27 protein-coding genes and 1 pseudogene are annotated in these 25254 nt (G+C 72.2%); 18 read left to right on the top strand and 10 right to left on the bottom strand.

From position 1 onward, the window contains the following. Positions 1–37 precede the first annotated feature (37 nt). Positions 38–1006 carry a MerR family transcriptional regulator gene (locus LQ327_RS26410; RefSeq protein WP_230738804.1) on the bottom strand — a complete coding sequence of 323 codons (969 nt, stop codon included), beginning with the start codon at positions 1004–1006 and terminating at the stop codon, positions 38–40. A 443-nt stretch (positions 1007–1449) separates the two neighbouring features. Here LQ327_RS26410 and LQ327_RS26405 point away from each other — a divergent pair, with 443 nt between their 5' ends. Beyond that, positions 1450–2214 (top strand): SDR family NAD(P)-dependent oxidoreductase, encoded by a 765-nt coding sequence (locus LQ327_RS26405; RefSeq protein ID WP_230738803.1) that lies wholly within the window; start codon positions 1450–1452, stop codon positions 2212–2214. 11 nt (positions 2215–2225) lie between these two features. Here the strand turns inward: LQ327_RS26405 and LQ327_RS26400 are convergent, their stop codons facing one another. Then, positions 2226–2852, bottom strand: a complete 627-nt coding sequence (locus tag LQ327_RS26400; RefSeq protein ID WP_230738802.1) for an NADPH-dependent F420 reductase — start codon at positions 2850–2852, stop codon at positions 2226–2228. 194 nt (positions 2853–3046) lie between these two features. Here LQ327_RS26400 and LQ327_RS26395 point away from each other — a divergent pair, with 194 nt between their 5' ends. After that, positions 3047–3964: a LysR family transcriptional regulator gene (locus LQ327_RS26395; RefSeq protein ID WP_230738801.1), complete on the top strand. Its 918-nt coding sequence runs from the start codon at positions 3047–3049 to the stop codon at positions 3962–3964. 34 nt (positions 3965–3998) lie between these two features. Further along, positions 3999–4325, top strand: a complete 327-nt coding sequence (locus tag LQ327_RS26390) for a nuclear transport factor 2 family protein (RefSeq protein ID WP_230738800.1) — start codon at positions 3999–4001, stop codon at positions 4323–4325. A 5-nt stretch (positions 4326–4330) separates the two neighbouring features. Here LQ327_RS26390 and LQ327_RS26385 read toward each other — a convergent pair whose 3' ends face one another. Then, positions 4331–5209 (bottom strand): fumarylacetoacetate hydrolase family protein, encoded by an 879-nt coding sequence (locus tag LQ327_RS26385; protein ID WP_230738799.1) that lies wholly within the window; start codon positions 5207–5209, stop codon positions 4331–4333. 54 nt (positions 5210–5263) lie between these two features. On the opposite strand from LQ327_RS26385, the gene LQ327_RS26380 reads away from it, so the two are divergent. From LQ327_RS26380 to LQ327_RS26345, 8 genes are all read left to right on the top strand, one after another. Beyond that, on the top strand, positions 5264–5959 hold the full coding sequence (locus LQ327_RS26380) for a FadR/GntR family transcriptional regulator (RefSeq protein ID WP_230738798.1): 696 nt from the start codon (positions 5264–5266) through the stop codon (positions 5957–5959). A gap of 39 nt (positions 5960–5998) precedes the next feature. Then, positions 5999–7237: a DUF3500 domain-containing protein gene (locus tag LQ327_RS26375; RefSeq protein WP_230738797.1), complete on the top strand. Its 1239-nt coding sequence runs from the start codon at positions 5999–6001 to the stop codon at positions 7235–7237. Positions 7238–7330: 93 nt separating this feature from the next. Next, entirely contained in the window at positions 7331–8695 is a 1365-nt protein-coding gene (gene glnT, locus LQ327_RS26370) for a type III glutamate--ammonia ligase (RefSeq protein WP_230738796.1), read from the top strand. A gap of 80 nt (positions 8696–8775) precedes the next feature. After that, positions 8776–9645, top strand: coding sequence for a class II glutamine amidotransferase domain-containing protein (locus LQ327_RS26365; protein ID WP_230738795.1), 870 nt, complete (start codon positions 8776–8778; stop codon positions 9643–9645). Further along, positions 9633–10322 carry a glutamate synthase gene (locus LQ327_RS26360; protein WP_230738794.1) on the top strand — a complete coding sequence of 230 codons (690 nt, stop codon included), beginning with the start codon at positions 9633–9635 and terminating at the stop codon, positions 10320–10322. The genes LQ327_RS26365 and LQ327_RS26360 overlap by 13 nt, the downstream gene beginning before the upstream one ends. Beyond that, on the top strand, positions 10322–11692 hold the full coding sequence (locus tag LQ327_RS26355) for an FMN-binding glutamate synthase family protein (protein ID WP_230738793.1): 1371 nt from the start codon (positions 10322–10324) through the stop codon (positions 11690–11692). Before LQ327_RS26360 ends, LQ327_RS26355 begins: the two co-directional genes overlap by 1 nt. Continuing rightward, the gene (locus LQ327_RS26350; RefSeq protein ID WP_230738792.1) at positions 11685–12863 is read left to right on the top strand and encodes an NAD(P)/FAD-dependent oxidoreductase; all 1179 of its coding nucleotides are present in this window, start codon (positions 11685–11687) and stop codon (positions 12861–12863) included. The genes LQ327_RS26355 and LQ327_RS26350 overlap by 8 nt, the downstream gene beginning before the upstream one ends. After that, a complete protein-coding gene (locus tag LQ327_RS26345; RefSeq protein ID WP_230738791.1) occupies positions 12860–13513 on the top strand; it encodes a helix-turn-helix domain-containing protein in 654 nt (217 codons plus the stop codon). Before LQ327_RS26350 ends, LQ327_RS26345 begins: the two co-directional genes overlap by 4 nt. Before the next feature lie 23 nt (positions 13514–13536). On the opposite strand, the gene LQ327_RS26340 is transcribed toward LQ327_RS26345, so the two are convergent. From LQ327_RS26340 to LQ327_RS26325, 4 genes are all read right to left on the bottom strand, one after another. After that, positions 13537–14442, bottom strand: coding sequence for a patatin-like phospholipase family protein (locus tag LQ327_RS26340; RefSeq protein ID WP_230738790.1), 906 nt, complete (start codon positions 14440–14442; stop codon positions 13537–13539). Positions 14443–14743: 301 nt separating this feature from the next. Continuing rightward, positions 14744–15247: an FBP domain-containing protein gene (locus LQ327_RS26335; protein ID WP_230738789.1), complete on the bottom strand. Its 504-nt coding sequence runs from the start codon at positions 15245–15247 to the stop codon at positions 14744–14746. A 169-nt stretch (positions 15248–15416) separates the two neighbouring features. After that, the gene (locus LQ327_RS26330; protein WP_230738788.1) at positions 15417–15827 is read right to left on the bottom strand and encodes a hypothetical protein; all 411 of its coding nucleotides are present in this window, start codon (positions 15825–15827) and stop codon (positions 15417–15419) included. After that, a complete protein-coding gene (locus tag LQ327_RS26325; protein ID WP_230739255.1) occupies positions 15824–16192 on the bottom strand; it encodes a GntR family transcriptional regulator in 369 nt (122 codons plus the stop codon). The genes LQ327_RS26330 and LQ327_RS26325 overlap by 4 nt, the downstream gene beginning before the upstream one ends. Positions 16193–16254: 62 nt before the next feature. Here LQ327_RS26325 and LQ327_RS26320 point away from each other — a divergent pair, with 62 nt between their 5' ends. Then, positions 16255–16602, top strand: coding sequence for a hypothetical protein (locus LQ327_RS26320; protein ID WP_230738787.1), 348 nt, complete (start codon positions 16255–16257; stop codon positions 16600–16602). A gap of 449 nt (positions 16603–17051) precedes the next feature. Further along, entirely contained in the window at positions 17052–17891 is an 840-nt protein-coding gene (locus LQ327_RS26315; RefSeq protein ID WP_230738786.1) for an SDR family NAD(P)-dependent oxidoreductase, read from the top strand. Positions 17892–18045: 154 nt separating this feature from the next. Here the strand turns inward: LQ327_RS26315 and LQ327_RS26310 are convergent, their stop codons facing one another. The 3 genes from LQ327_RS26310 to LQ327_RS26300 form a co-directional block, all read right to left on the bottom strand. After that, positions 18046–19518 (bottom strand): aldehyde dehydrogenase, encoded by a 1473-nt coding sequence (locus tag LQ327_RS26310; RefSeq protein WP_230738785.1) that lies wholly within the window; start codon positions 19516–19518, stop codon positions 18046–18048. 35 nt (positions 19519–19553) lie between these two features. Next, the gene (locus LQ327_RS26305; protein ID WP_230738784.1) at positions 19554–20126 is read right to left on the bottom strand and encodes an NAD(P)H-dependent oxidoreductase; all 573 of its coding nucleotides are present in this window, start codon (positions 20124–20126) and stop codon (positions 19554–19556) included. A gap of 126 nt (positions 20127–20252) precedes the next feature. Beyond that, positions 20253–21014: a GntR family transcriptional regulator gene (locus LQ327_RS26300; protein ID WP_230738783.1), complete on the bottom strand. Its 762-nt coding sequence runs from the start codon at positions 21012–21014 to the stop codon at positions 20253–20255. Between the two features lie 171 nt (positions 21015–21185). On the opposite strand from LQ327_RS26300, the gene LQ327_RS26295 reads away from it, so the two are divergent. The 5 genes and pseudogenes from LQ327_RS26295 to LQ327_RS35035 all read left to right on the top strand — a co-directional run. After that, positions 21186–22208: an AraC family transcriptional regulator gene (locus tag LQ327_RS26295; RefSeq protein WP_230738782.1), complete on the top strand. Its 1023-nt coding sequence runs from the start codon at positions 21186–21188 to the stop codon at positions 22206–22208. 178 nt (positions 22209–22386) lie between these two features. Further along, positions 22387–23535: an LLM class flavin-dependent oxidoreductase gene (locus LQ327_RS26290; protein ID WP_230738781.1), complete on the top strand. Its 1149-nt coding sequence runs from the start codon at positions 22387–22389 to the stop codon at positions 23533–23535. Between the two features lie 57 nt (positions 23536–23592). Further along, positions 23593–24363 (top strand): glucose 1-dehydrogenase, encoded by a 771-nt coding sequence (locus LQ327_RS26285; RefSeq protein WP_230738780.1) that lies wholly within the window; start codon positions 23593–23595, stop codon positions 24361–24363. A gap of 127 nt (positions 24364–24490) precedes the next feature. Continuing rightward, entirely contained in the window at positions 24491–24949 is a 459-nt protein-coding gene (locus tag LQ327_RS26280) for an STAS domain-containing protein (RefSeq protein ID WP_230738779.1), read from the top strand. Positions 24950–24956: 7 nt separating this feature from the next. Next, positions 24957–25254, top strand: a pseudogene (locus tag LQ327_RS35035) (hypothetical protein); the annotation flags it as partial.

Genomic DNA, 25254 nt, shown 5'->3' with positions numbered 1-25254 from the left:
CGCGGCGAGAGTTGAAACGACGCAGAACCGTTGCGGTTCAGCGAGTGGCGAGCTGCGCTCCGAGCCGCCCGGCGATGTGCCGCAGCACGGCCGGCAGATCGTCGACGGTGTCGACGGTCGCGGGCAGGTCCAGCAGGTCCAGCCCGGCCCATCCGGGTCCGACCGCGAGGACCGATCCGGCGGAGGCGCCGACCTGGTCGAGCACCACGGCGCGCGCGGTCGACGGGGTCTGGGCCCACAGCACCACGGTGTCGGGCCCGGTCCGGCGGCAGGCTTCCGCGAGCGCGACGTCGGGGACCGACGGGCCCAGCATCCGGGCGGGCAGGTGCGACTCGGCCAGCGCCGCGTGGAGGGCCTCGAGGGCCAGCGTGTGCTGCTCCCCGTCGGTGCACGCCAGGAGGACTCCGGCGCCGCTCGCGACGGCGGGCGGGTCGGACGCGGCGCTGACCGGACGCAGGGCGGTGCTGATGGCCCAGGCGGCGATCAGCTGCGCGTCGATGCACCCCCCGGTCTCGGCGACCTCGCGGTCGAGCGTCGCCAGGGCGGGCCGGCACATCTGCTGCCAGGTCGCGACCACGCCACGCTCGGCGAGCTGTCCGGCGACCGCCGCGACCACGGCGTCGGCGTCGAGGCGGTGGGCCGCGCCGACCACCCCGCGGACCACCTGCGCATACGAGCGGCGACCGCCCTCGGGGTCCGCGCCGACGGCCGGTTCGGCGCCGGGCACGTGCTGGCGGGCGACGGCCGCCGCGGCGGACGGGGCCACACCCTGCCCCACGAGGCGACACATCGTCTCGAGCTCGGCCACGTCCCGTTCCGAGTAGCGGCGGTAGCGGCCGGACTCGTGCTCGGCGGGTCCGACCCCGTACCGGCGGGCCCAGCTCCGCAGCGTCGACGGCGCTACGCCGAGCCGGCGGGCGACCGCGCCGGCGGTCAGTTCGACGCCGGCCGGGCGCGCCCGGGGCGCGATGGAGCCGCCGTCGTCGTCGCCCTCGCTGCCGCCCATCCGGCCTTCGCCCCTCGAACCACGCCGTCGCCGCCTCGGCCTCGGCCTGCGCGTCGTCGGCCAGGACAGCAATGGCGTCTCGACTGCTGCCGGGAGGATCCTACGGCAGGACCACCGGGGCCCGGCCGGATCGCCTGGACGCCGCACGCGGCGCTGATAAAACGTTGCACGAACGATGCGCTGACTCACCGGGTGATGACCAAGGCGTCGGGAACGTCCGCGAAGAGCGCAGCCACCAGGTCGGCTTGTCGATCGCGAACGCGGCGGAGCGCGGCTGAGCAGTCGGGTGCGTCAGTCAGCGTTGATCAACAGCACACCACGCAGACGCGTAGGCCCCGAAACCTGCACTCAGTGCCGCTCGAGGCCGAGCGCGGCTGTTGGTCACCCTGACGGGCCCGATCTGAATGGGTCCCGGAGGGATTCCGCGCTAGCGTCCTGTGGTCATGGCAGACAGCGCCTCCTTCGAGGGCCGCACCGTCGTCGTCACCGGCGGCGGATCCGGCATCGGCCGGGCCACGGCACGGGCGTTCGCCGCCCGCGGCGCCGCGCACGTCGTCGTCACCGGGCGCCGCCCGGAACCGCTGGCCGAGACGGCGGCCGGGCATCCGGCGCTCGTCCCGGTCGTCGCCGACGTCGCCACCGACGCGGGCGCCGACGCCGTCCGGCACGCCGTCACGAACAGCGGCGGCCACCTCGACGTGCTGGTCCACAACGCCGGCGTCTTCCGCGCCACCCCGCTCGACGGCGGCTCGGTGCAGGCCGCCCGCGACCTGCTCGACATCAACGTCCTCGGCCCCGTCGTGCTCACGACGCACCTGCTCCCGCTGCTGCGCACTCCCGGCGCCGCGATCGTGCTGATGTCCAGCGTCGTCGGGCACACCCCGCAGCCCGGGCTCGGCGTACTCGGCGCGAGCAAGGCCGCCCTCGACAGCCTCACCCGCTCCTGGGCCGTCGAGCTGGCGTCCCGCGGCATCCGGGTGAACGCGGTCGCGCCCGGCCCGACCCGCACCGACGCCGTCACCGCCGGAGCCGAGGACCAGGCCGCCGCCGATGCCCTCGTCGAACGCTTCGTGGCCAAGGTCCCGCTCGGGCGCATCGGCGAGGTCGACGACGTCGTCCCGTGGATCCTCGCCCTGGCCGACCCCGCGTCGTCGTGGATGACCGGGAAGATCCTCGGCATCGACGGCGGTCGCGACCTCATGGGCTGATCACCCGAGCCTCAGCCGCCGAACTCGGTCACGCCGAGGGCGAATTCGAAATGTCCCACCCCGTGACGGGCGAGGCCCATCGTGAGCAGGCCCGCTCCTTCGAGCCAGTGCGCCATCCCCAGGTCGCCGACGTCGCGCGGGCGCAGCCCGAGACTGGCGATGAACGTCGCCACGCCCGCCTTGGCCTGCGCGTCGTCGCCGGCGAAGAAGACGTCGGGCCGACCACCCTTGTCCAGGACATGACCGAAGATGGTGTTGAAGCCCTTCACCACACTCGCGCTCGCCGGCGCCACCTTCGCGGCCTCCTGCGCGACCGAGGTGTCCTCACCGACGGCCAGTCCGTCGGCCGTGGCGTTGAAGGGGTTGCTGATGTCGACGATGACCTTGCCCGCGAGAGCGTCTCCGTACTGGCTGATGACCGGGACGACACCGTCGGCCAACAGGGCCACGATGACGATGTCCCCGGCTGGGACGGCTCCCCACTTTCCCGTCGTGGCGCCGTCGCCGAGGGCCCCGGCCAGGTCGGCGGCCTTGGACTGATCACGACCCAGGATCTCGGCGGTGTTGCCGCCCGCCACCGCCAATCCGCCGATGATGCGGGCCATGTTCCCGGTCCCGATGATGCTGATAGTGCCCATGAGATGTGGCCTCTTCCTCGTTCTCGGGATTTCGTGGCGTACCCACGCCGAATGACACGAACGGGACGGTGCGCAATTCCTGATGTGTCCGTTCCCGTTCGGCCCCATCGACGATGCCAGTGGCGAGAATGGGCGTCCAAGACTTCTTCCGGACGTGGCGATACCCTGGAGGCATCGCCGGATCGGGAGGCTCCGTGGACCTGGACCTACGCAAGGTGCGGTACTTCGTCACCGTCGCCGACACGCTGCACTTCGGTCGCGCCGCGGACGAGCTGCACATCGCGCAGCCGGTGCTCAGCCGCCAGATCCGCGCGCTGGAACAGGATCTCGGTGCCTCGCTGCTCACCCGCGACAGCCATGGCGTGGCCCTGACCGACGCGGGCCGCCAGCTCCTCGACGATGCCGGCCCGCTGCTCGCCGCCGCGGACGCCCTCCGACGGCGGGTGTGCGTGGCCGCACGCGGCGACCGGCGGCTGGTGGTCGGCTTCCGGACCGGCATCCCGGTCATCCCGGCGGCGCGGGCGTTCGAGGCCCGGCACCCGGACGTCGTCGTGGACGTGCAGCGGATGGAAGGGGCCGACCAGGCGACGATGCTGCTCGACGGCCGCGTCGACGTCGGCTACGTCCGGCTGCCGATCGACGAGACCGGGCTGCGGGTGACCCCGCTGTACACCGAGCCGCTCCTGGTCGTGGTGCCCGCGGGCCACCGGTTGGCCGGCAAGGAGGAGGTCACCGAGGCCGACCTGGCCGATGAGCCGCTGGTGTGGCATGCCGACCCGAGCACGCAGCCCACCCGGCGCCCCCTGCCCGACTCCGGGCTCCGGGTGCGCGGCGTGGAGGAGAGGCTCGAGCACGTCGGGGCCGGCCGGGGCATCTCGTTCGTGGCGCGTTCTGAGACCACGTTCTACTCCCGGCCGGACATCAGCTACGTGCCGATCCCCGACCTGGCGCCCGACCAGGTGTGCCTCGCGGTCGCCGCATCGCGTTCCTCGCCGGTGGTCGACGATTTCGTCGCCGCGGCCCGGGCGGCGGCCGAGATCACGGCGGAGTGCGGGAACGTCGACGTGGCCCAGGGCACTGACGCCGGAGAAACGACGACCGTACGGGGTTGACCCTCCGGCGAGGGGAGACCGGAGCGTCGTCGGCATGACCGAATCCGAGACGCTCGTCCAGCGCTACTTCCTCCTCGCCGCTGCTCCCGACCTCGCGGCCTACCACGCCCAGTTCGCCGACGACGCGATCGTCGAGGACGAAGGCCACCTCCACCGGGGCATCGACGCCATCCGGGCCTGGCGCACGAGCGTGCCGCCGGTGACCTACGAGGTGCGCGGTGTCGACCCGATCGCCGGTGACGGCCGGCGTGCCGTCGTCGAGATCGCGGGGGACTTCCCGGGCAGCCCGGTCGACCTCGCGTTCGGGTTCACCTTCCGCGGCGACCGGATCGAGTACCTGACGATCCGGCCGACGGCCTGAGCGGATCAGGCAGGGGCGGCGCGGCGGGTGGGCTTCCCGGCGGTGCGGTGGTCGTTGCCGACGATCGGGGTCCGCAGGACGCCCAGGCGCTCGACCTCCACCTCGACCTCGTCGCCCGGCTGCAGCAGCCACGGCGGCGTCCGCGCGTAGCCCACCCCCGACGGGGTGCCGGTCGCCAGCAGGTCGCCGGGCTCGAGGGTGAGGGTCCCGGAGACGAGGGCCAGGGTGTCCCCCACGTGGTAGACCATATCGTCGGTCGACGCGTCCTGCACGACCTCACCGTTGACCCGGGTCCGCACCCGCAGGCCGTCGCGGAGGTCGCCCACCTCGTCCGCCGGGACCATGGGCCCGAGCGGCCCGGACCGGTCGGCGTTCTTGCCCAGGATCCACTGCGAGGTCAGCTTCTGGGCCCGCCTCGCGGTGAGGTCGTTGAAGGTCGAGTAGCCGACGACGGCGGCGAGGGCCTCGTCGGGGGTCGCGTCGACGAGGCGCTCGCCGACCCAGGCGACGACCTCGCCCTCCCAGTCGAGCCCGGCCTCGTTCGCCGGCACCGGCACCGCGGCGCCCCCGACGGTCAGCGAGCGGCTCCACCGGGCGAACAGCGTCGGGTGCTCCGGGAGCGCCTCCCCGGAGTACGAGCCCTCCGCGAGGTGGCGGAGGTAGTTCAGGCCGATGCAGATCACCCGGGCGTCGGGCAGGACCGGCGGGACCACCTCGGCGGACCGCACCGACACCTGCCTGCCCCGCGCCGGCGACGCCAGGTGCGCCCGCGGGTCCCGCCAGAACTCCGCCAGCGGACCCAGCACGGTCGCGGTCTCCCCGTCCGGCGACAGCCTCGCGACCTCGACGTCGCCGGTCGCACCGGCCAGCCCCACGATCGCCATGCCGTCCTCTCGTAAACCTTCTAAAGGTTATGATCTTATGCTTCACTGGCCACTATGACCGAGGGCCCGGCGGAGCGCCAGCACGAGGCGGGCGTCGTCCCCCGTACCCGGGCGGAGCACCTGGCCGCCCGGCTGGAGGCCCGCATCCGGACCCTGGCCCCGGGCGCTCCGGTGGGCACGATCGAGGAGCTGCGCACCGAGTCCGGGTTCGCCCGCGCGACCGTCAGCGAGGCGGTACGCCTGCTGGCCGACCGCGGTGTCCTGGTCGTCCGGCCCGGCCGGGGCGGCGGCCTGTTCGCCGCCGAGCAGGGGCCGGTCGTGCGGATGCGCCGCACCCTGCTCGCCGCGGCCAATCGCCCGACCGAGGTCGCCGACGCCGTGGAGCTGCGCAACCAGCTCGAGGAGCTGATCGACCTCGGCGCGGCCCGCTGCTGCGGCGAGGCCGACGCGGCGGAGCTGCGGAGCCGGCTGCGGGCGATGGAGGTGGCCGCGGACTGGGGCGGCTTCGTCCGCGCCACCTGGGCACTCCACGAACGCATCGCGGAGCTCTGCCCCAACGCGATGGCCCGCGCGGTGTACGTCGCCACGCTCGGCCACCTCGGCACCACCTCCCCGCAGCTGGAGTCCGACGACGCCCGGTCCTACCGCGGCCGCCGGCTGCAGGTCCACGTCGACCTGGTCGACGCGATCACCGCGGGCGACGACGCCGCCGTCCGGGCCGCAGTGGCCCGCCACCACCACACCGACTGACGCTGCCCACCGATCGGCGCCGAGCCGCGAAGGAGCCCCGTGCCCGCCGAATTCCGCCGCTACCTGTTCCCGCCGGACTCGGCGCGCATCAACGACGTCAAGGGACTCGACGCCTACGAGTACCGGGAGGCCGCGAAGTCCCACCCGTTCACCGGCGGCCTCATCCGCGGCTGGGCGCCGCTGCAGCTCGCCGAGTTCCGCGGCGTCACCGAGGAAGGGACGCTCCGCCCGGACCAGCACCCGTTCACGCCCGCCCGGCCCGGTGAGGAGGCCCCGGTCGCCGCGATGATCGAGGCCGCCCTGGTGCTGGAGGACGCGCTCGACGAGGCCGGCCGCGCGAGGCTGAACCACGCCGTCGACGCCGTCGAGTGGCAGACCTGGGCCAACCCCGAGTTCCTGCAGTTCGACACCGGGGTCCGGCTGGAGTTCCAGCCGGCCGAGGTCCAGCGGCGCGCCCTGGCCCTGGTCGCGGCGTCGCTGAGCCCGGAGGGCTACACGCTGGTCCACGACATGATGCTGATCAACGGCTTCCTCGGCGAGGTCGTCGGCCTCGAGAACATCCTCAACGAGTTCAGCTACAACATCGCCCTCTACGGGCGGCCGCACCCGGTGGCGCCGTGGGGCTGGCAGCTCTTCGGGCACCACTGCGCGGTCAACTGCCTGGTCGTCGAGGATCGGATGGTCGTCAGTCCGGTGTTCCTCGGCGCCGAGCCGAACGAGATCGACGAGGGGCCGCACGCCGGGGTCGAGACCTACACCGAGAAGATCCGGCTCGGGACCGACCTCATGGCCGCGCTGCCCGAGCAGCAGCGCCGCGAGGCGACCGTCTACGAGCAGATGGTCGACCCGGCGATGCCTCCGGACCGGGTGCACCCGGGCGACGAGCGCCACCTCGCGGGCGCGTTCCAGGACAACCGGGTCATCCCGTTCGAGGGTGTCCGCGTCGCGGAGATGCCTGCCGAGGCGCAGGAGCTCGCGTTGGCCGTCGCCGAGGCCTTCGTCGCGCTGCTGCCCACCGGACCCCGGGCGGCGCGGATGCGGGAGGTGCGGGAGTCGCTCGACGAGACCTGGTTCAGCTGGATCGGCGGCCACCGCCCCGGCGACGTCTTCTACTACCGGCTCCAGTCACCGGTGCTGATCGTGGAGCTCGACCACCACTGCGGGGTCTTCCTCGACTACGACACCCCGAAGCAGTTCCACATCCACACCGTCCTGCGCACGCCCCACGGGAACGACTACGGCCGGGCCTGGGTCCGGGCCTGGCAACAGGGGCGCTGACACTCCTCGTCACCTGTCCCTGGTCGGCTGCGACCTCTTCCGAATCTCCTCGGAAGAGATTAGGTTTCACATCAAGAGCCGAAGGGATCCACGATGACGACCGACGCCTCTCCCGTGGTGCCGCCCCAGCCGGGCCCCACCACGAGCCCCCTGTCCGAACCGTCGCTGGCCGAGCTCGCCCGGGCCGACGGCGTCCGCTTCCTCCTCGCGATGTTCGTCGACCTCACCGGCAAGCCGTGCGCGAAGCTCGTGCCCGTCGAGTTCGCGGACGAGCTGCAGCACGAGGGCGTCGGCTTCGCCGGCTACGCGGTGGGAGCGATCGGCCAGCAGCCGAGCGATCCGGACCTGATCGTCCTCCCGGACCTCGCCAGCTACACCCCGCTGCCGTGGGTCCGCGACGGCCTCGCGCTGGTGCACTGCGACCCGCACGTCGAGGGCGAGCCCTGGCCCTTCGCCCCGCGGGTGATACTCAAGCGGATGCTGGCCGCGGCCGCCGACCGTCAGATCGAGCTGTTCGCCGGCGCCGAGATCGAGTACTTCCTGGTCCGGCGGGATGACGACGGCACGCTGACCCCGGCCGACGTCAAGGACACCGAGGCGCGTCCCTGCTACGACGCCCGCGGCCTGACCCGGATGTACGACCACCTCACCGGGATCTCGACGGCGATGAACGCCCTCGGGTGGGGCAACTACGCCAACGACCACGAGGACGCCAACGGGCAGTTCGAGCAGAACTTCGCCTACGCGGACGCCCTGACCACGGCCGACCGCGTGATCACCGCCCGGTACCTCATCTCGGTGCTCGCCGAGCAGCGCGGCATGACCGCCACGTTCATGCCCAAGCCGTTCGCCGACCGCACCGGCTCCGGCATGCACCTGCATCTCTCGCTGTGGCGCGACGGCAGCAGCCGCTTCCCCGACGGCGAGGACCCGCGCGGCTTCGGGCTCTCCGAGCTGGCCTACCGCTTCCTCGGCGGCATCCTCGAGCACGCGCCGGGCATGCAGGCCGTCCTCGCGCCGACCGTGAACTCCTACAAGCGCACCGGCGCGACGTCGACCCGCTCCGGGGCCACGTGGTCGCCGAACCGCCCGACCTACGGCGGCAACGACCGCACCCACTACGTGCGCATCCCGGACGGGAACCGCGTCGAGCTCCGCGGGGGCGACGGCGCGGCGAACCCCTACCTCGCGCTCGCGGTGGCGCTCGGGGCGGGGCTCGACGGCATCGACCGCGAGATCGACCCCGGTGCCGCCGGCCCGGGCGGGCGACCCGAGCTCCCGCCGACGCTGCTCCACGCCGTCGAGGCCCTGACGGCGGACCCCGTGGTCAGCGCCGCCCTCGACGCCGCCGGCCCGGGCGTGGCCGAGTACTTCGCCAACGCGAAGCGCGACGAGTTCTTCGACTGGCACGCCACGGTCGGCGCCTGGGAGCACGACCGCTACCTGACCGCGTTCTAGGGCTGCGCCCATGTGAGCGGATGTGGTCGTCATGGCGACCACATCCACTCACATGGCCCGACGAAGGAGGGCCTTCACCCATGTGCGGAATCGTCGGACTCCATCTCCGGGATCCGGACCTCTACCCCCGGCTCGGCCGGCTGATGGCGTCGATGCTGGACGGCGTCGTCGAACGCGGCCCCGACTCGGCCGGCGTCGCGGTCTACGGCGACACCCGCCGCGTCCCCGAGGGCCACGCCGCGGTCTCGGTGCTGCTCCCCCCGGACGCCGACCCGAGCGGTCTCGGCACCCAGGTCACCGCCGCCGGTGACACCACGATCATCGCGGCCCCGATCGGCGTCGACGACCTGGTCGCGCGGGTGACGACGGCCTTCCCGACGGCGACCGTGGTCGGTTCCGGCGAGGACCTCGCGGTCTACAAGGGCACCGGGCACCCGGCGGCGCTGGCCACGACCTACGACGTCGCGGGCGCCTCCGGCTGGCAGGCGCTCGCCCACACCCGGATGGCCACCGAGTCGGCCGTGACGCCGGAGGGCTGCCACCCGTTCTCGGTGGGGCCCGACCAGTGCCTGGTGCACAACGGCTCGTTCTCCAACCACGCCACGATCCGCCGCGAGCTCGAGCGCGAGGGCGTGCGGTTCGACTCCGAGAACGACTCCGAGGTCGGGGCCCGCTTCGTCGCCTCGCGCCTGGCGCAGGGCGAGGACCTCGAGAAGGCGCTGCTGGCGCTGCGGGAGACCTTCGACGGCTTCTACACCCTGCTCGTCACCAGCGCGCAGGGATTCGCCGTCGTCCGGGACCCGATCGCCTGCAAGCCCGCCGTCATCGCCGAGACCGACGCGTGGGTGGCGATGGCCTCGGAGTTCCGCGCCCTCACGGGCCTTCCCGGCATCGACTCTGCCCGCCTCTACGAGCCCGAGCCCGGAAAGGTCTACGCGTGGACCCGTTGACCGAGGCGATCACCGTCGACCTCGCCACCCAGCCGGTCCGGGCACTCAATGCCGAGCTGCACTCGCCGTCGTCGAAAGCCTACGAGGTGCTGGCCCCCGCCGGCGCGCACGCCGTCGCCGCCGGCATCGACAGCGGGATCAGCGTCGACGTCCGCGGGCACGTCGGCTACTACGCCGCGGGCATGAACGACGGCGGCGTCGTGACGATCCACGGCAACGCGGGCACCGGCGTCGCCGAGAACATGATGTCCGGGACGGTCCGCGTCACCGGCGACGCCTCGCAGTCGGCCGGGGCGACCGCCCACGGCGGCCTGCTGGTGATCGACGGCAGCGCCTCCATGCGCTGCGGCATCTCGATGAAGGGCGTGGACATCGTCGTCGGCGGGTCCGTCGGGCCGATGAGCGGGTTCATGGCCCAGGCCGGGCGCATGGTCGTCTGCTGCGACGCCGGCGACGGCCTCGGCGACTCGATCTACGAGGCCCGCCTCTACGTCCGTGGCGCGGTCGGGGCGCTGGGCGCGGACTGCGTCGAGAAGCCGATGCGCGACGAGCACCGCGCCGAGCTCGCCGAGCTCCTCGCGGCCGCAGGCCTCGAGCACGACGTCACGGAGTTCCGCCGCTACGGCTCGGCGCGGCGCCTCTACCACTTCCACTCCGAGCAGGCGGGGAGCTACTGATGACGCCCTCACCCGCCGAGCGCGGACTGCGCGAGTCGGCCACCTTCGACCGCGCGACGATCGCCGGCATCCGGCACGCCGCCGCGACCGGGGTCTACGACATCCGCGGCTGGGGCGCCAAGCGCGCCGTCCCGCACTTCGACGACCTGCTCTTCCTCGGCGCCTCGATGTCCCGCTACCCCCTCGAGGGCTACCGCGAGCGCTGCGACACCGACGTCGTCCTGGGCAGCCGCAACGCGAAGTACCCGCTGCACCTCGACACCCCGGTGACGATCGCCGGCATGAGCTTCGGCGCGCTCTCCGGTCAGGCCAAGGAGGCCCTCGGACGGGGCGCCTCGGAGGTCGGCACCAGCACGACGACGGGCGACGGCGGCATGACCGCCGAGGAGCGCGGCCAGTCGAAGACCCTCGTCTACCAGTACCTGCCCAGCCGGTACGGCATGAACCCGACCGACCTGCGCAAGGCCGACGCGATCGAGGTCGTGCTCGGGCAGGGCGCCAAGCCCGGCGGCGGCGGGATGCTGCTCGGCCAGAAGATCTCTGACCGCGTCGCCGGGATGCGCACGCTGCCCGCGGGCATCGACCAGCGCAGCGCCTGCCGCCACCCGGACTGGACCGGCCCCGACGACCTCGCCATCAAGATCCTCGAGCTGCGCGAGATCACCGACTGGGAGAAGCCGGTCTACGTCAAGGTCGGCGCGACGCGCACGTACTACGACGTCAAGCTCGCGGTGGCGGCCGGCGCCGACGTCGTCGTCGTGGACGGCATGCAGGGCGGCACCGCCGCGACCCAGGACGTGTTCATCGAGCACGTCGGGATCCCGACGCTCGCCGCGATCCCGCAGGCCGTGCAGGCGCTGCAGGAGCTCGGCCTGCACCGGCACGGCGTGCAGCTGATCGCCTCCGGGGGCATCCGGACCGGGGCCGACGTCGCGAAGGCGATGGCGCTCGGGGCGGACGCGGTGGCGATCGGGACGGCGGCCCTGATCGCCCTGGGCGACAACTCGCCGGAGTACGCGGCCGAGTACGAGGCGCTGGGCTCGGCGGCCGGGTTCTACGACGACTTCCAGGACGGCCGCGACCCGGCCGGCATCACCACCCAGGACCCCGAGCTGGCCGCGCGGCTCGACCCGGTCCGGGCCGGCAAGCAGCTCGCGAACTACCTGCGGGTCCTGACGATGGAGGCCCAGACGATCGCCCGCGCCTGCGGCAAGTCCCACGTGCGGCACCTCGAGCCGGAGGACCTGGTTGCGCTGACGATCGAGGCCGCCGCGATGGCCCGCGTGCCGCTGGCCGGGACCGAGTGGATCCCAGGGAACACGAAGCGAAGCGGAGCTGGACCATCGACGGGGAGGAACACCCATGCCTGAGGTCGTGATCATCGGCGGCGGCCTCGAGGGGTGCGCCGCCGCGTGGGCGCTGGCCGAGCGGGGCGTCACCGACGTCGTCATCGTCGAGCGGGCCACGGTCGGCGACGGCGGCACCGGGAAGTCGTCCGGCGTGGTCCGTTGCCACTACGGCGTCTCCTCGCTCGCCGCCATGGCCACTCGAGCTCTGGACGTCTTCGAGAACGCCGAGGAGGTCCTGGGCACGGACGTCGGGTTCCACCAGACCGGTTACGTGGTCGGGGTCGGGCCGCAGAACGTCGACGCGCTGCAGGCCTCGCTGGCCGACCAGCGCGCCGTCGGGGTCCGGACCGAGGACATCGACCGCGGCGAGGTCGCCCGGTTGTGGCCGGTCGCGGATCTCGAGCCGTTCGCCGCGTTCGCCTGGGAGCCGCGCGGCGGGCACGGCGACGCCTACCGGACCGCCCAGGCGTTCGCCGCGGCCGCGCGGCGCTCCGGTGTCCAGCTCCGCCAGGGGACGACCGTGGCCGAGATCCTCGTGACCGGCGACCGGGTGAGCGGGGTGCGGTTGGCCGACAGCTCGGAGATTCACGCCGATCGGGTCGTGCTCGCCGCGGGCCCGTGGTCGGTGCCGCTGCTGGCCGCTCACGGGATCGAGCTGCCGATCACCGTGCACCGCGAACAGATCGTGCTCATCGACCCGGGTCGGGACCTCGGCCCGGTGCCGGTGTTCTCCGACCTGGTCTCGCTGCAGTACGTCCGCCCGGAGACCGGCGGGGAGATCCTCTTCGGGAACTCCGACCTGTCGGTGCTCGAGCCCGCCGATCCCGATCGCTATTCCAACCAGGCCACCGAGAGCTTCCTCGACATCGCGGTCGAGAAGGTCGGGACCCGGTTCCCCGGTCTCGAGAACGCCGCGATCGCCTCGACCTATGCCGGCTGCTACGACGTCACCCCGGACTTCAATCCCGCGATCTCGGAGACCCCGGTCGACGGGCTGATCGTCGCGGCGGGATTCTCCGGGCACGGATTCAAGATCTCGCCATCGGTGGGGCGGTTGGTGGCCGATCTCGTCGTCGACGGCAAGAGCAGCATCGCCGACATCCCGGAATCCGACTTCCGGCTGTCCCGATTCGCCGAGGGCGAGCTGCTGACGAGCCCGCATCCCTATGTCGGTGCGGGGCAGATGCGATGAACGACACCGGCCCTGATCACGGACCGGCGGCCCGGGAGGTCGCCACGCCGCCGTCGCAGGAGGGGAAGCTCGAACGCGCCATCGGTGCGCGGGTCCGCCGCATCCGCCAGGAGTCGGGTGCCACCCTCGCCGAGATGGCGGTGCGAACCGGCATCTCCAAGCCGATGCTGTCGAAGATCGAGCACGCGCAGACGTCGTGCAGCCTCACCACGCTGGCCCGGCTCGCCGACGCGCTCGACGTGCCCGTGACCTCGTTCTTCCGCGGCGCGGACATGGAGCGGGAAGCGGTCTTCACGCCCGCCGGGTCGGGGCCGCGGATCGTCGCCCGCGGCACCCGGGTCGGCCACGACTACACCCTGCTCGGCTCGCTGCGCGGCCCGCACAAGCGCCAGGAGGCCCACCTCGTCACGCTCACCGAGCAGAGCGAGGAGTTCCCGCTCTTCCAGCACCCCGGGCACGAGCTGCTGTACATGCTCGAGGGCGTCATGGTCTACGCCCACGGCGAGTCGAGCTACACGATGCGGCCGGGTGACGCGCTGCAGCTCGACGGCGAGGGCCTGCACGGTCCGCAGGAGCTGGTGGAGCTCCCCATCCGCTTCCTCTCGGTCCTCGCCCACGGCGACGACGGCGGTCTTCCCGACGACGGGTAGCGCGCCGCTTCGGCGGCGTGTCGTCAGCCCAGCGTGACGCGGGACGCCTCCTGCCTGCCCTGGGCGAAGCCGGCGTGCGCGGCGGGGCCCCGGCTCGCCGGGTCCATCTGGTTCCTGCCCGACGCGGCCCGGGAGCCGGCGTCCGGGGTGATCACCTCGACGTGGCTGCCTTCCCCGCGCAGGGCCTCGACCTGCGCGGACAGGTCCGCCTCGGGTGGTCGGCGCAGACCCTCGAAGTCCCGCTCGGTCGGTGTGCCGCCGCGGCCGCCCAACGGTGAGAGCACGACGACGGTGGCGTGGCCCGAGGCGAGGTCGGCGTTCTCGGTGGACCGCACGCCGCCGTCGATGTAGCGGGTGCCGTTGACGGCGACCGTGGGGGCCAGACCGGGCAGCGCGCAGCTCGCGGTGACCGCGTCCACCAGGTCGACGCCGGAGTCGCGGTCGAGCGCGACCATCTCGCCGGTGTGCGCGTCGAGGGCCACGACGATCACCTTCCGGTCCGGCCATTCGGGGCGGGGCAGCCTGGCGGCGACGGTCGCGCGTCGCTGGTCCGCGCCAGGTCCGAGGACGGCGTCGCTCTCCAGCCCGAACGCACCCATCGCGCGGTGGAGGTCGGCGGCCGACGTGGCGGCAGCGCCGATGGCCCGCATCCGCTCGAAGACCGTCGCCATCGGCAGCGAGGGTGGCCGCTCCCCCGGCTGTCCGGCCGGCCGGCCGGGCCCGGCGAGAATGTCGGCCAACAACTCGGCGATCGGGACGCCGCTGCACACCTGCGCGGCGGCGGTGGCCCCGGCGGAGGTGCCGACCACCAGATCGGCGGCCCCGATGAGGTCGACTCCGGCGTCGGCCAGACCCGCGAGTATCCCGATCTCCCACGCATTCCCGGCGGCACCACCACCACCCAGGACCAGAGCGACGTCGTGAGCCATCCGCTCACTGTCGCAGCCCGTGGATAGCCATTTTCCGGTCCGACCGTGATCCCGCCGGAATCCGGCCGCACGAATGGATCTCGGTGGGCGGGTCGTGACCGGAGTGGCAACCGTGATGCGGCAACCGAGTCACGGTGACTCGGTTGCCGCACCAGGTTCTGGCCCGGGTTCCGGTCAGGGACGCCGAGCGGCGTGGCCGTGTCTGCGTCCGGAGCCGGGTCCGGAGAGGCCACCGCGATGGCACAACCGAGTCACCGTCAGGCGGCGCCGGCTGTCGAAGTCGACCTCGGCCTTGCCCCGCTCAGCCGTCGCGACGGACAGAGGCCAGGAAGGCGTCCACGCGGGTGCGCAGCCCCGCGACACGCTCGTCGACCGGCAGTCCGACGTCGGGTACGACCTTCGCGGTCGGGCTCGGGACGACTTCTGACCGGGTGGTGACCGGGCAGGCGAGGTCGTCACAGATGTAGGTACCGACGCTGCTGCCCTCGCGGCCTGCGGCACCCGCACGTCGCGCGGCGTAGAGCGAGACGTCCCCGTTGGTGTAGGTGGTCCGGCACAGCGCGCACATCGCGGTGCGGCGGTTGCCACCGCCGGTGGCGGCCCGGAGCACGACGCCGGTGAGAACGTCGTCGTGACGAGTCAGGAGGTACGCCCGCGCGGGCATCTTCGGATCGTGCCAGCCCACGAACTCGACCGCGTCGAGATCCGTGCCCAGGACGCCGTCGCCGATCGTCATCCGCTTCGTGTCGCCCTTCGAGCAGTTGATCATCGAGCGGCGGATGTCGTCGGCGCTGAGCGCGGTCACGATCGGCCTTCCTGTGCGTCGTGGGCGCCGACCCGCGAGCGGGTCATCGCGCAGAGCGGAACGAGTACGCCGACAGTCTCTTGATCGTCACGGTGGAGGTGCATCCGATTTTCCGTCGTGCTCCGCTTGCACGATCGGTTTCGGGGTCACCGGACGCTGACGCCGAAGCTCAGCGGTCGCGCTGCTCGCCGCGCACACGTCTCTGCTGTCGGACGCCTTCGATCAGGCCGACGAGCAGCAGCGCGATCGCGAGCGTGTACAGGATCGCGCTCAACCACCCTGGTGAGGACCTGCCCGAGCCCGCCGCGATGGCCGTCAAGGAGGCACCCACGATGACGTAGGTCAGCGCGTAGTTCGACGAGCTCGCGCTGTCGTCGCCACGTGCCACAAGATCCACCGTAGCCCTGGAGCCGCCCTGCGAACAGGGAGATTGCGTCGACAGGTGCCACGACCTGCATGACCGGTCGGCGGCTGCGTCGTCGCCGCTCCGCCCGGGGCTCTGGTTCTTCGTCGCGGGGGCGAGGGTCGCCACCTTCTCCGCCGACGACTCACTGACCGGAGACACCTGGCTGAACCTCACGCGGAACCGGGCACCCCCTGGGTCAGGGCGGCGCGGACGACGTCGAGCGCCCCCTCCGGGGTCGCGCCGATCTCCGCGGCCCGACGGGCGTACTGGACGGCGGCCGCGCGCAGCTCGTCGTCGTCGGACGGCGGCCCGACGACGAACGTGCCGCGGGTCCCGCGACCCTCCGCGATGCCGGCCTGCTCGAGCTCGCGATAGGCACGCGCGACGGTGTTCGCGGCGAGTCCGAGGTCCGCCGCGAGGCGGCGGACCGGCGGCAGGCGATGTCCCGCGGGCAGCTCGGCGCTGCGGATCTGATCGGAGATCTGGGTGCGGAGCTGCTCGAAGGGCGGGACCCACGACTCCGGGTCGATGTGCAACATCGTCACGCGGCCGCCTCCGCGGAGAGGTTGCTTCCCGCGCCAAGATCCGTAGCGTCGGTCGGATGGAGCAGCAGGCGCTGGCGACGGTGCTACGGACGCTGGAGTCCGCCTCCGACGCCCAGGGTCGGGAGCCGACGCCCGAGCCCCGGGAGCTCTACGGCTGGGGTGCGGCGCTGGCGGCGATCACCGATCAGCTCGACGGTGCGGTCAGCGTCGTCTCGGGGGAGGTCGCGCGGCTAGAGAGCGAGTCCGAGCTCCGCGACGACATGGGCACCGACCCGAGCGAGCGTCTCCAGGTGGCCCGCGAGCAACTCGAGTCCCTGCGTTCGGCGTTGGGCGCAGCGAACTCCGCCGCGCGCGGGTTCCACGCCTCGATCGGCCATGTCGGCCGGTCCTTCTCCCGACCCTGATCGCCGGCCTCGGGATCTTCGCCGGATTGCTCCGGCCCGGCCCGTTGCCGTGCCGACACCCGATCGCGACCGGCGAGCAATTGTCCGCTGAGCGAAGCAGATGTACAAAGACGGGCACGGAGCTGCGGCCCGGCCACGGCGTGATCGGAAGAGAAGATCCCGTCCCCCGGCCCGTGGTCCCGTGCTCGGATGATCACGGGAAACCCACGCGAAACCACCGCTTTCATGGCGACAGCCGTGGGTCTGCGCCAGTTCACCGGCCGGCGGCGGCTGGCGCCGAGACCGCACAACACGGCGTCCGGTGCACGCCTGGTAACCCGCGGATTCCGAGCGCCCCCGGCGCCCGTCCCGTCTCTGTGCCCGCCGCCCGGGCACGGAGCGGGCGCCGTGGGCCCACCCCGACGACGAGTCGTGTCGGCTCGCGCGGTGTGCGGGTACGCCATCCTGCGATGAGCACTCAACGCCCCCTGGCGATGGTGACCGGCGGCTCCGCCGGCATCGGCTTCGAACTGGCCGCGCAGCTGGCGGGTCGCGGCTACGACGTCGCGATCTCCGGCCAGAGCACGCGGGTCCACGACTCGGCCGAGCGGCTCCGCGAGTACGGCGTCGAGGCCTATCCGCTGCAGGCGGACGCGGCCACCTACGACGGCGTCGAGGCGTTCTGGAGCCACGTCGCCGACCTCGGGCGCCCGATCGCCGTGGCCTGCCTCAACGTCGGCGTGGGCGTCGGCGGCGCCTCCTTCGCCGAGACCGATCTCGACGCCGAACTGCGCATGATCGGGATCAACTGCAGCGGTCTGGTCCACATGGCCAAGCGGGTCGTCCGGGCGATGCGGACCCAACAGGGCGAGCGGCGCATCCTGGTCGTCTCCTCGACCTCGGCGACCACCCCCACCCCGTACGAGCCGGTGTACGGCCCCACCAAGGCCTTCGGGTTCTCCTTCGCCGAGTCCATCCGCGAGGAGCTGCGCGACGAGGGCATCATCGTCACCGCCCTGCTGCCCGGCGCCACCGACTCCGAGTTCCACGCGAACGCCGGCATGGGCGACACGCGGTTCGGCGACAACTCCTGGAAGAACGACCGGACGCTGGTCGCCCAGCAGGGCATCGAGGCCCTCCTCGCCGGGGACGACCACGTGGTCGGCGGGGACGACGCCACCAAGCAGCAGGTCATCGACAATCGCGCGATGTCGGAGCCCGAGAAGGCCACCCGTCAGGGAGCCCTGGCCCGCCCTGACCAGGCGCCGCTGATGGGCACGGTCACGGTAGGTGCCCCACGAGCCCGGTGATCATCAGTACGTGAGGCAGGCCGGAGGGCGGTCCGGCCGGCCTCTTGTGCCCTTCGTCGACATCCAGGGATGACCTCGAGCTGGTGCGCTGTCGCGCCTGTGAGCACCAATTGAGGCTATAGCGTCAATTGGTGCGCACGAGCGCGAAGCGCACCTACCCGAGCGTGAACGGGTCGCGGGTGCCGCCGGTGAGCTCGACCCACACCGCCTTGTCCTCGAGGTAGGCGTCGATGCCGTGGATGCCGTTCTCGCGGCCGAGCCCGGAGGCCTTGAAGCCGCCGAACGGGACACTCGGCCCGAGCACCCGGTACGCGTTGATCCACACCGACCCGGCGCGGATCTTCGCGGCCACCCGGTGGGCCCGGTGCACGTCCTTCGTCCAGACCGCCCCGGCCAGCCCGTACGGGGTGTCGTTGGCGAGCTTGATCGCCTCGTCCTCGTCGGTGAACGTGACCGCCGAGAGCACCGGCCCGAAGACCTCCTCGCGATAGACGGTGTCGGTCGGCTTCACCGAGAGCACCGTCGGCTGCACGAAGTAGCTGCCCAGGCTCTCCTCCGAGACCCCGCCGTAGGCGATCGTCGCGCCCTCCTCCTTGGCCTTCGCCAGGTAGCCGAGGACCTTCTCGTACTGCGGCTTGTTCGCGACCGGGCCCATCTCGGTCTCGGCGGCCATCGGGTCGCCGAGCTTGATCGACGCGGCCCGTTCGGCCACGAGGCGCACGAGCTCGTCGTGGACGTCGGCGTGCACGACGAGCCGCGAACCGGCCATGCAGGTCTGGCCGGTGGCCGCGAAGACGCCGGCGACGAGGCCGTTGGCGGCGGCCTGCAGGTCGGCGTCCGGGAACACCACCTGCGGCGACTTCCCGCCGAGCTCGAGGGTGACCGCGTTGAGGTTCTCCATCGCGGCCTTGCCGACGGCCTTGCCGGTGGCGGTCGAGCCGGTGAACGCGACCTTGTCGACGCCGGGGTGCGACGCCAGGTGGGCGCCGGTGTCGCGGGACAGGCCGGTGACGACGTTGACCACCCCGGCCGGGATCCCGGCCTCGGCGATCAGGTCGGCGAACCCGAGGGTGGACGCGGGCGCGTGCTCGGAGGGCTTGATGACGACGGTGCACCCGGCCGCGAGCAGCGGGGCGAGCTTGAAGGTCATCAGCAGCAGCGGCGAGTTCCAGGGGGTGATCGCCGCGACGACGCCGACCGGCTCCCGCCGGGTGTAGACGAGGTAGTTCGGGTTCGGCGACGGGATCTGCTGGCCCTCGATCTTGTCGGCCAGCCCGGCGAAGTAGTGGTACCAGCCGCCGAGCCCGTTGAGCTGCCCGAGCATCTCGCGGTAGAGCTTGCCGGAGTCGTTGACCTCCTGGCGGGCCAGCTTCTCGGCGTTCGCGGTGACCAGGTCGCCGAGCCGGCGGATGCAGGCGGCCCGGGCGAACCCGGTCATCTGCCCCCACTCGCCGTCGAACGCGGACCTGGCCGCCGCGACGGCGCTGTCCACGTCCTCGGGCCCGCCGTCGGGGATGCTCGCCCAGTTCTCCCCGGTGTACGGATTCTGGGACTCGAAGGTGCGGCCGGATATCGCGTCGACGGCTTTGCCGCCGATGAGCATCCGGAACTGTTCGAGATCGGCCACGGGACTCACTTCCTCGGTGTCGCTACAGGAGGGCGCTACAGGAGGGGCTTCAGGGCACGGACGGCCGGCGCGGCGCGGACGCCCGCGGTGAACTGGGCGAATGCGCGGCCGTGGGCCTCGGCGAGCTGCTGGGCGGACTCCCCGAGCACCGTGGGTTCGTCGTAGTCGGCGCCCTCGAAGTACAGCCCGGGAGCGAGCACCTGGGCGGCGAAGAACCCGGCGAGGACGTCGCGCAGGTCGTCGACGGCCAGGAAGTGGTGGGCGGTGGCGCCGGTGTGCACGATCGCCGCGGCCTTGCCGAGCAGCGGTGACCGGGTGTCGCCGACGATGCCGCGCTCGGTGTTCTCCAGGACCGCCTTGATCAGGCTGCTCGAGCGCGCCCGGTAGGTGGGGGTGGCGAACGCGATGCCGTCGGCGACCTCGAACGCCTGCTGGATCTTCTCCGGGTCGGGGCCGTCGGCCAGTTCGAGGACCTCGACCTCGGCGCCCTCGGCGGCAGCGCCCGCGAGCAGAGCGCGCACCGCGGTCAGGCTGCGACCGCCCGGCGACGGGGACCCGACCAGGCCCAACAACCGGGGACGCGCCGGGTGGTCGCTCGACACGGACATCAGATGCTCCCCGGATCCCCTACGACGACGGCGTCTCCCGACCGAGGCTAGGAAGCAGCACGGCCCCGCCCCATCCGTCTCGCGCACCGCACCGGCCGATTTGCGCAGCCCGGCTCCGGCCCGCGCTCAGAGGTCGGCGTCGCTCGCACTCCGGGCAGCGGCGTGGCGGGCGCCGAGGATGTGGGACCGCATCGCCGACTCGGCCAGGGCCTCGTCGCCACGTTCGATGCCGAGCACGATGTCGTGGTGCCCGGAGATGCTGCGGGCCAGGTCGGCGTCGGTGTAGTGGTGGAACGCCTGGCGCACCCGCGGTGACGACGACAGCGAGCTGAGCAGCGCGAGCAGCCGGGGGCTGTCGGCGGCTTCGAGCACGCCCCGGTGCAGCGCCCCGTTCGCCTCGACCGCGTCGCTCAGCGCCGCGTCGGCCGCCTCGGATCCGCCGTGGCCCGCCGCCCGGAGACCGGAGAGCTCGGTCGCGGCCCGCTCGAAGCGCCGGTCCTGATCACGCAGCGCCCGCAGGGCGGCGGTGTCGGCACGGGTCACCGCGAGCCGGGCGCCCTCGCCCTCGAGCATCGCCCGCAGCCGGTAGACCTCGTCGACGTCACGCACCGTCCAGGAGCACACCCGCGCGCCGCGGTGCCGCACGATCTCCACCAGGCCCTCGGCGGCCAGCGCGTTGAGGGCCTCGCGGACGGGCGTCCGGCTGACGCCGAGCTGGTCGGCGAGCGGACCTTCGCGGACCCACCGTCCGGGCGGGAGCGACCCCTCGACGATGTCGTCGCGGATCCGCCGGTACGCCACCGACCGCGCCCCGGACTCCGGGGCCGTGGCCCGGTCGGCCCGTGGGAGCGGGCTCGGAGCCGCCGCCGTGACGTCTCGTGCTGACACACTCATGATCGTCCGCTCCGACGGATCGCATGCAACCCGGTCACCCTTCCGGACGAACCGCATGACGTTCCGCCATCACATCGCCGTGGCCGAACATCGGTTTGCCTGCGTATCGTATACGTGTCACTGTGGCCCACGACACGGTCCGACCGGGGTCGAGAGGTCAGCAGCGTGGGCGCACCCAGCACGACGACGAGTGATCGCGCCGCTCGTGCGCACGAGCCGCTGGCCGCGCACGCCGTCATGGAGACCGCCGACGTCGACGAGGCGCAGCACGTCGTCACCGACGTCTACGTCCCCCACGAGCTCGACTCGCTCGGCGGCCGCCCCCTGGACGCCCGGCTCAACAGCATCGCGTCCGAGCGGTTGACGCTGGGCTACCTGGTCTACGGGGCGAACGCCTCGCTGGACCTGCCACCGCTCGAGCACTGCTACCACGTCAACCTGACCCTGAACGGCCGCACCGAGGTCACGCGCCGCGCGGGGAGGGAACGCGCGGTCACCGAGGCCGGGCGCAGCGGAGCGGTGCTCCTGCCCACCGAGGACTCGACGGTGACCTGGAGCCCCGAGGCCGTCCAGTTCGCCATGAAGTTCCCCCGCGGTCCCCTCGAGGAGCACCTCGGAGGGCTGATCGGCCGGCCCGTGACCGATCCGCTGGACTTCGACATCTCCATGGATCTCTCCGACGGCCCGGGCGCCGCGCTGATGGCCGCGGTGCGCTTCCTGCAGACCGAGATCGACCGGCCCGGCGGGATCAGCGACTCGCCCCTGGCACGGGCCCAGCTCGAGACCTACGTGATGACCGCGCTGCTGCACGGTGTCCGCCACCAGTACACCGACGCCCTGCACGCCCCGCGGGCCGAGGATCGGCCGACCCTGGTCCGCCAGGCCCTCGAGTTCATCGAGACCCACGCCGGCGAGCCGTTCAGCATCCCCCAGCTCGCGAAGCGGCTCGGGGTCTCCACCCGCACCCTGCAGGTCACCTTCGCCCGCAACGTCGGCATGACCCCCAGCGAGTACGTCCGCGACCAGCGGCTGTCCCGGGTGCACGCCGAGCTCGTGACCGGGGATCCCTCGAGCACCTCGGTGACCGAGTGCGCCGCGGCCTGGGGATTCCTGCACCAGGGCCGGTTCTCCGAGCAGTACCGCCACAAGTACGGCGAACTGCCGTCCCGCACGCTGCGCAACGGCTGAGAGATCACCGGGACGGCTGCGCGTATCGGATGCACGCCTTCGCCTCGCGGATGGTCGGCCGCATCGTCGCCTGCCTAGCGTGGTCCCGATCACGGCGCCCGGGATTCGTCCCGCTCCGCGAATGCCGCGAGCGAGGGCGCCGGTTTCGCGACCATCGACGACGCTGGAGGTTCAGGCCATGGTCCAGACCATCACCCGCGGCCGCGAGCAGGAGATTCCGCTCAAGCACCCTCGTGAGAACGGCAAGCCCTCGATCTTCAACGACCAGAGGATGAAGCTGGGGCTGTTCGGGTCCAACTGTTCCGGCGGCCTGTGCATGACCGACGCGCCGACCACCTACGAGATCACCTGGGACCACACGCGCTCGATCGCGCAGAAGGCCGACCGGCTCGGGATGGAGGCCATGGTCCCGGTCGCCCGCTGGAAGGGGTTCGGCGGGAACGTCAACTTCAACGGCACCAACTTCGAGACCTTCACCTGGGCGGCCGGCCTCGCCGAGGCCACCGAGCAGATCACGATCTTCACAACGACCCACATCCCGACCGTGCACCCGATCGTCGCCGCGAACATGGCCACGACCATCGACCACATCTCGAACGGTCGCTACGGGATGAACCTGGTCATGGGCTGGTTCACCCCCGAGATGGAGATGTTCAACCCGAAGCAGCTCGAGCACGACGAGCGCTACCAGTACGGCGGCGAATGGCTCGAGTTCGTCGAGAAGCTCTGGACCGCCGAGGGCGAGTTCGACTTCGGCGGGAAGTACTTCCAGTCCTCGAACTGCGAGTCCGAGCCGAAGCCCGCGCAGAACCCGCGCCCGGTACTGATCAACGCCGGCAACTCCCCCGCGGGGACCGACTTCTCGGCGAAGTACGTCGACATCAACTTCGCGTCGCTCGACATGGAGAAGATGCCCGACTACACCCGGGCGATCAAGAAGAAGGCGAAGGACGACTACCTCCGCGAGATCAGCACGATGACCTACGGCCTGGTCGTCTGCCGGGACACCGAGGCCGAGGCCAAGCGGGTGCACCAGGAGATCATCGACAAGGGCGACTGGCCCGGTGCCCGCCACCTGATGAGCATCATCGGGATGGAGAGCGAGTCGTTCAACGAGCAGATCGAGAAGTTCCAGGAGCGCTTCATCGCCGGGTGGGCGGGCCAGCCGCTCGTCGGCACCCCGGAGCAGGTCGTCGACGGTTTCCAGCAGCTCTCCGACGCCGGCATGGAAGGCATGATCATGGGTTTCCTCGATTACAACGAGGAGATCGACCACTTCGGCGAGGCCGTCATGCCACTCATGCGTGAAGCCGGACTGCGCTACTGACGTGGTAGGCATGCGCCCCCGGAGAACGGGCTCCGGGGGTGCATGCAGGAGGACGTCATGGCTGGTCAGCTCGACGGCAGGGTCGCCGTCGTCACCGGAGCGGGCAAGGGACTCGGGGCGGCCATCGCCGGCCGGTTCGCCGAGGAGGGCGCGACCGTCGTGGTGTCCGACATCGACGCCGGCGCCGCCGAGAAGGTCGCCGCCGGGCTGCCCGGCGCCCGGGCGATCCCGTGCGACGTCCGCGACGAGGGCCAGGTGCAGGCGCTGATCGAGCGGACGGTGTCCGAGTGCGGCGCGCTGCACGTGATGGTTCCCAACGCCGGCGTCGGCACCCCGTGCCCGCTGCTGGCGATGGACCTCGCCGCGTGGCGCTCGGTGCTCGAGGTGAACCTCGACGGCGTCTTCCTGTCCCTACGCTACGCCGCGCCGGCGATCATCGCCTCCGGTGGCGGCAGCATCGTGAACCTGGCGTCGGTCACCGCGACGACGGGATCGCCGCTGATCGGGCACTACGCCGCGGCGAAGGCCGGCGTCGTCAACCTGACCAAGACCGCCGCCACCGAGCTCCGTGATCAGGGCGTGCGGGTGAACGCGGTGCTGCCCGGCTTCGTCGGGACCGATCTGGTCACCGCGGCCGCGCCGGTCTTCGAGCAGCTGCTCGGGCTGCCGGACGGGGGCTTCGACGGCCTCATCGCCCAGAAGCAGGGCCGGTACGGCACCCCGGAGGAGGTCGCGGACGCGGTGCTGTTCCTCGCGTCCGACCGCTCCGCCTTCTGCAACGGCAGCGGTCTCGTGCTCGACGGCGGGTTGGACGCGTCCCTGCTCTGACGCCTCACGGCGGCCATATGCGCTGGTAGGACGGTCGGACGCCGAGGTTGCTCCTCGCGTGTCGATGCACAGGCAACGCCTAGACGCGGCTGGGCCGGCTCCCCGGGAACCCGGTGACCGTGGGGCCATGGCCACGACGATTCCGGCAGGCGCTCCGCGCAACGCTCCGACGATCCCCGCCCGGCACTCGACCCTGCACATCGGGATCAGTCGCCGGCTGAGCGTGTTCGCCGTGTCCGGACCGATCGACGCCGAGACCGTCGGAGAACTGCGGCGCAGGGTGCGCAGCCACGTGGCCAAAGGGGCGGGCACCGTGGTGCTCGACCTGACCGGCGGCGACCGCCTGACGGCCGCGTCCTACGCCGGCGTCGTCGGGTGCGCGTGGGACGTCGTCGCCGACGGCGGGGCGCCGATGCGTCTCGTCGTCGACGCCGGCCGTCCCGCGGTGAGCCTGACCCAGCTCGTGGGTCTGGGACACCTGCTCGCGCTGTACGAGTCGCTCGACGAGGCCTGCCACCCCGAGCCGGCTCCCCCGCTCACGGTCGCCCTCACCGTGTCCGGCACGACCCTGCACCGCACCGTCTGAGCGGGACGTGACCACCGCCACACCCGACACGCCGGGGCATATCCAGCACACAGGTTCGTCCCAGCCACGATCAACGTCGCTCACCGATCGTGATCGGGTGCTCACAGACAGCCGGAAGGCTTGCCTCGCTCCCCAGCACCAGCCCTCCGCCGCCGACGTCGACCCCGAGCCGCCCCCGGTGCTCGATGTCGTGGTTCCGGTCTTCAATGAGGAGCGGGGGCTGGGTCCGTGTGTGCAGCGGTTGCATGCGCATCTGTGTGAGGCGTTCCCGTACCGGTTCCGGATCACGATCGCCGACAACGCCT

Origin of the sequence: Actinomycetospora endophytica, assembly GCF_021026375.1 — a bacterium.
Classification (GTDB): domain Bacteria; phylum Actinomycetota; class Actinomycetes; order Mycobacteriales; family Pseudonocardiaceae; genus Actinomycetospora; species Actinomycetospora endophytica.
The sequence above is the reverse complement of the archived record's forward strand: the minus strand, read 5'-3'. Positions and strand labels throughout refer to the sequence as shown.

What these genes read in the sequence shown, in the direction of transcription:
- LQ327_RS26410 (WP_230738804.1), bottom strand. Translation starts at nt 1,006, where the DNA reads ATGGGCGGCAGCGAGGGCGACGACGACGGCGGCTCCATCGCGCCCCGG.
- LQ327_RS26405 (WP_230738803.1), top strand. Translation starts at nt 1,450, where the DNA reads ATGGCAGACAGCGCCTCCTTCGAGGGCCGCACCGTCGTCGTCACCGGC.
- LQ327_RS26400 (WP_230738802.1), bottom strand. Translation starts at nt 2,852, where the DNA reads ATGGGCACTATCAGCATCATCGGGACCGGGAACATGGCCCGCATCATC.
- LQ327_RS26390 (WP_230738800.1), top strand. Translation starts at nt 3,999, where the DNA reads ATGACCGAATCCGAGACGCTCGTCCAGCGCTACTTCCTCCTCGCCGCT.
- LQ327_RS26385 (WP_230738799.1), bottom strand. Translation starts at nt 5,209, where the DNA reads ATGGCGATCGTGGGGCTGGCCGGTGCGACCGGCGACGTCGAGGTCGCG.
- LQ327_RS26380 (WP_230738798.1), top strand. Translation starts at nt 5,264, where the DNA reads ATGACCGAGGGCCCGGCGGAGCGCCAGCACGAGGCGGGCGTCGTCCCC.
- glnT (WP_230738796.1), top strand. Translation starts at nt 7,331, where the DNA reads ATGACGACCGACGCCTCTCCCGTGGTGCCGCCCCAGCCGGGCCCCACC.
- LQ327_RS26365 (WP_230738795.1), top strand. Translation starts at nt 8,776, where the DNA reads ATGTGCGGAATCGTCGGACTCCATCTCCGGGATCCGGACCTCTACCCC.
- LQ327_RS26355 (WP_230738793.1), top strand. Translation starts at nt 10,322, where the DNA reads ATGACGCCCTCACCCGCCGAGCGCGGACTGCGCGAGTCGGCCACCTTC.
- LQ327_RS26350 (WP_230738792.1), top strand. Translation starts at nt 11,685, where the DNA reads ATGCCTGAGGTCGTGATCATCGGCGGCGGCCTCGAGGGGTGCGCCGCC.
- LQ327_RS26345 (WP_230738791.1), top strand. Translation starts at nt 12,860, where the DNA reads ATGAACGACACCGGCCCTGATCACGGACCGGCGGCCCGGGAGGTCGCC.
- LQ327_RS26340 (WP_230738790.1), bottom strand. Translation starts at nt 14,442, where the DNA reads ATGGCTCACGACGTCGCTCTGGTCCTGGGTGGTGGTGGTGCCGCCGGG.
- LQ327_RS26325 (WP_230739255.1), bottom strand. Translation starts at nt 16,192, where the DNA reads ATGTTGCACATCGACCCGGAGTCGTGGGTCCCGCCCTTCGAGCAGCTC.
- LQ327_RS26320 (WP_230738787.1), top strand. Translation starts at nt 16,255, where the DNA reads ATGGAGCAGCAGGCGCTGGCGACGGTGCTACGGACGCTGGAGTCCGCC.
- LQ327_RS26315 (WP_230738786.1), top strand. Translation starts at nt 17,052, where the DNA reads ATGAGCACTCAACGCCCCCTGGCGATGGTGACCGGCGGCTCCGCCGGC.
- LQ327_RS26305 (WP_230738784.1), bottom strand. Translation starts at nt 20,126, where the DNA reads ATGTCCGTGTCGAGCGACCACCCGGCGCGTCCCCGGTTGTTGGGCCTG.
- LQ327_RS26290 (WP_230738781.1), top strand. Translation starts at nt 22,387, where the DNA reads ATGGTCCAGACCATCACCCGCGGCCGCGAGCAGGAGATTCCGCTCAAG.
- LQ327_RS26285 (WP_230738780.1), top strand. Translation starts at nt 23,593, where the DNA reads ATGGCTGGTCAGCTCGACGGCAGGGTCGCCGTCGTCACCGGAGCGGGC.
- LQ327_RS26280 (WP_230738779.1), top strand. Translation starts at nt 24,491, where the DNA reads ATGGCCACGACGATTCCGGCAGGCGCTCCGCGCAACGCTCCGACGATC.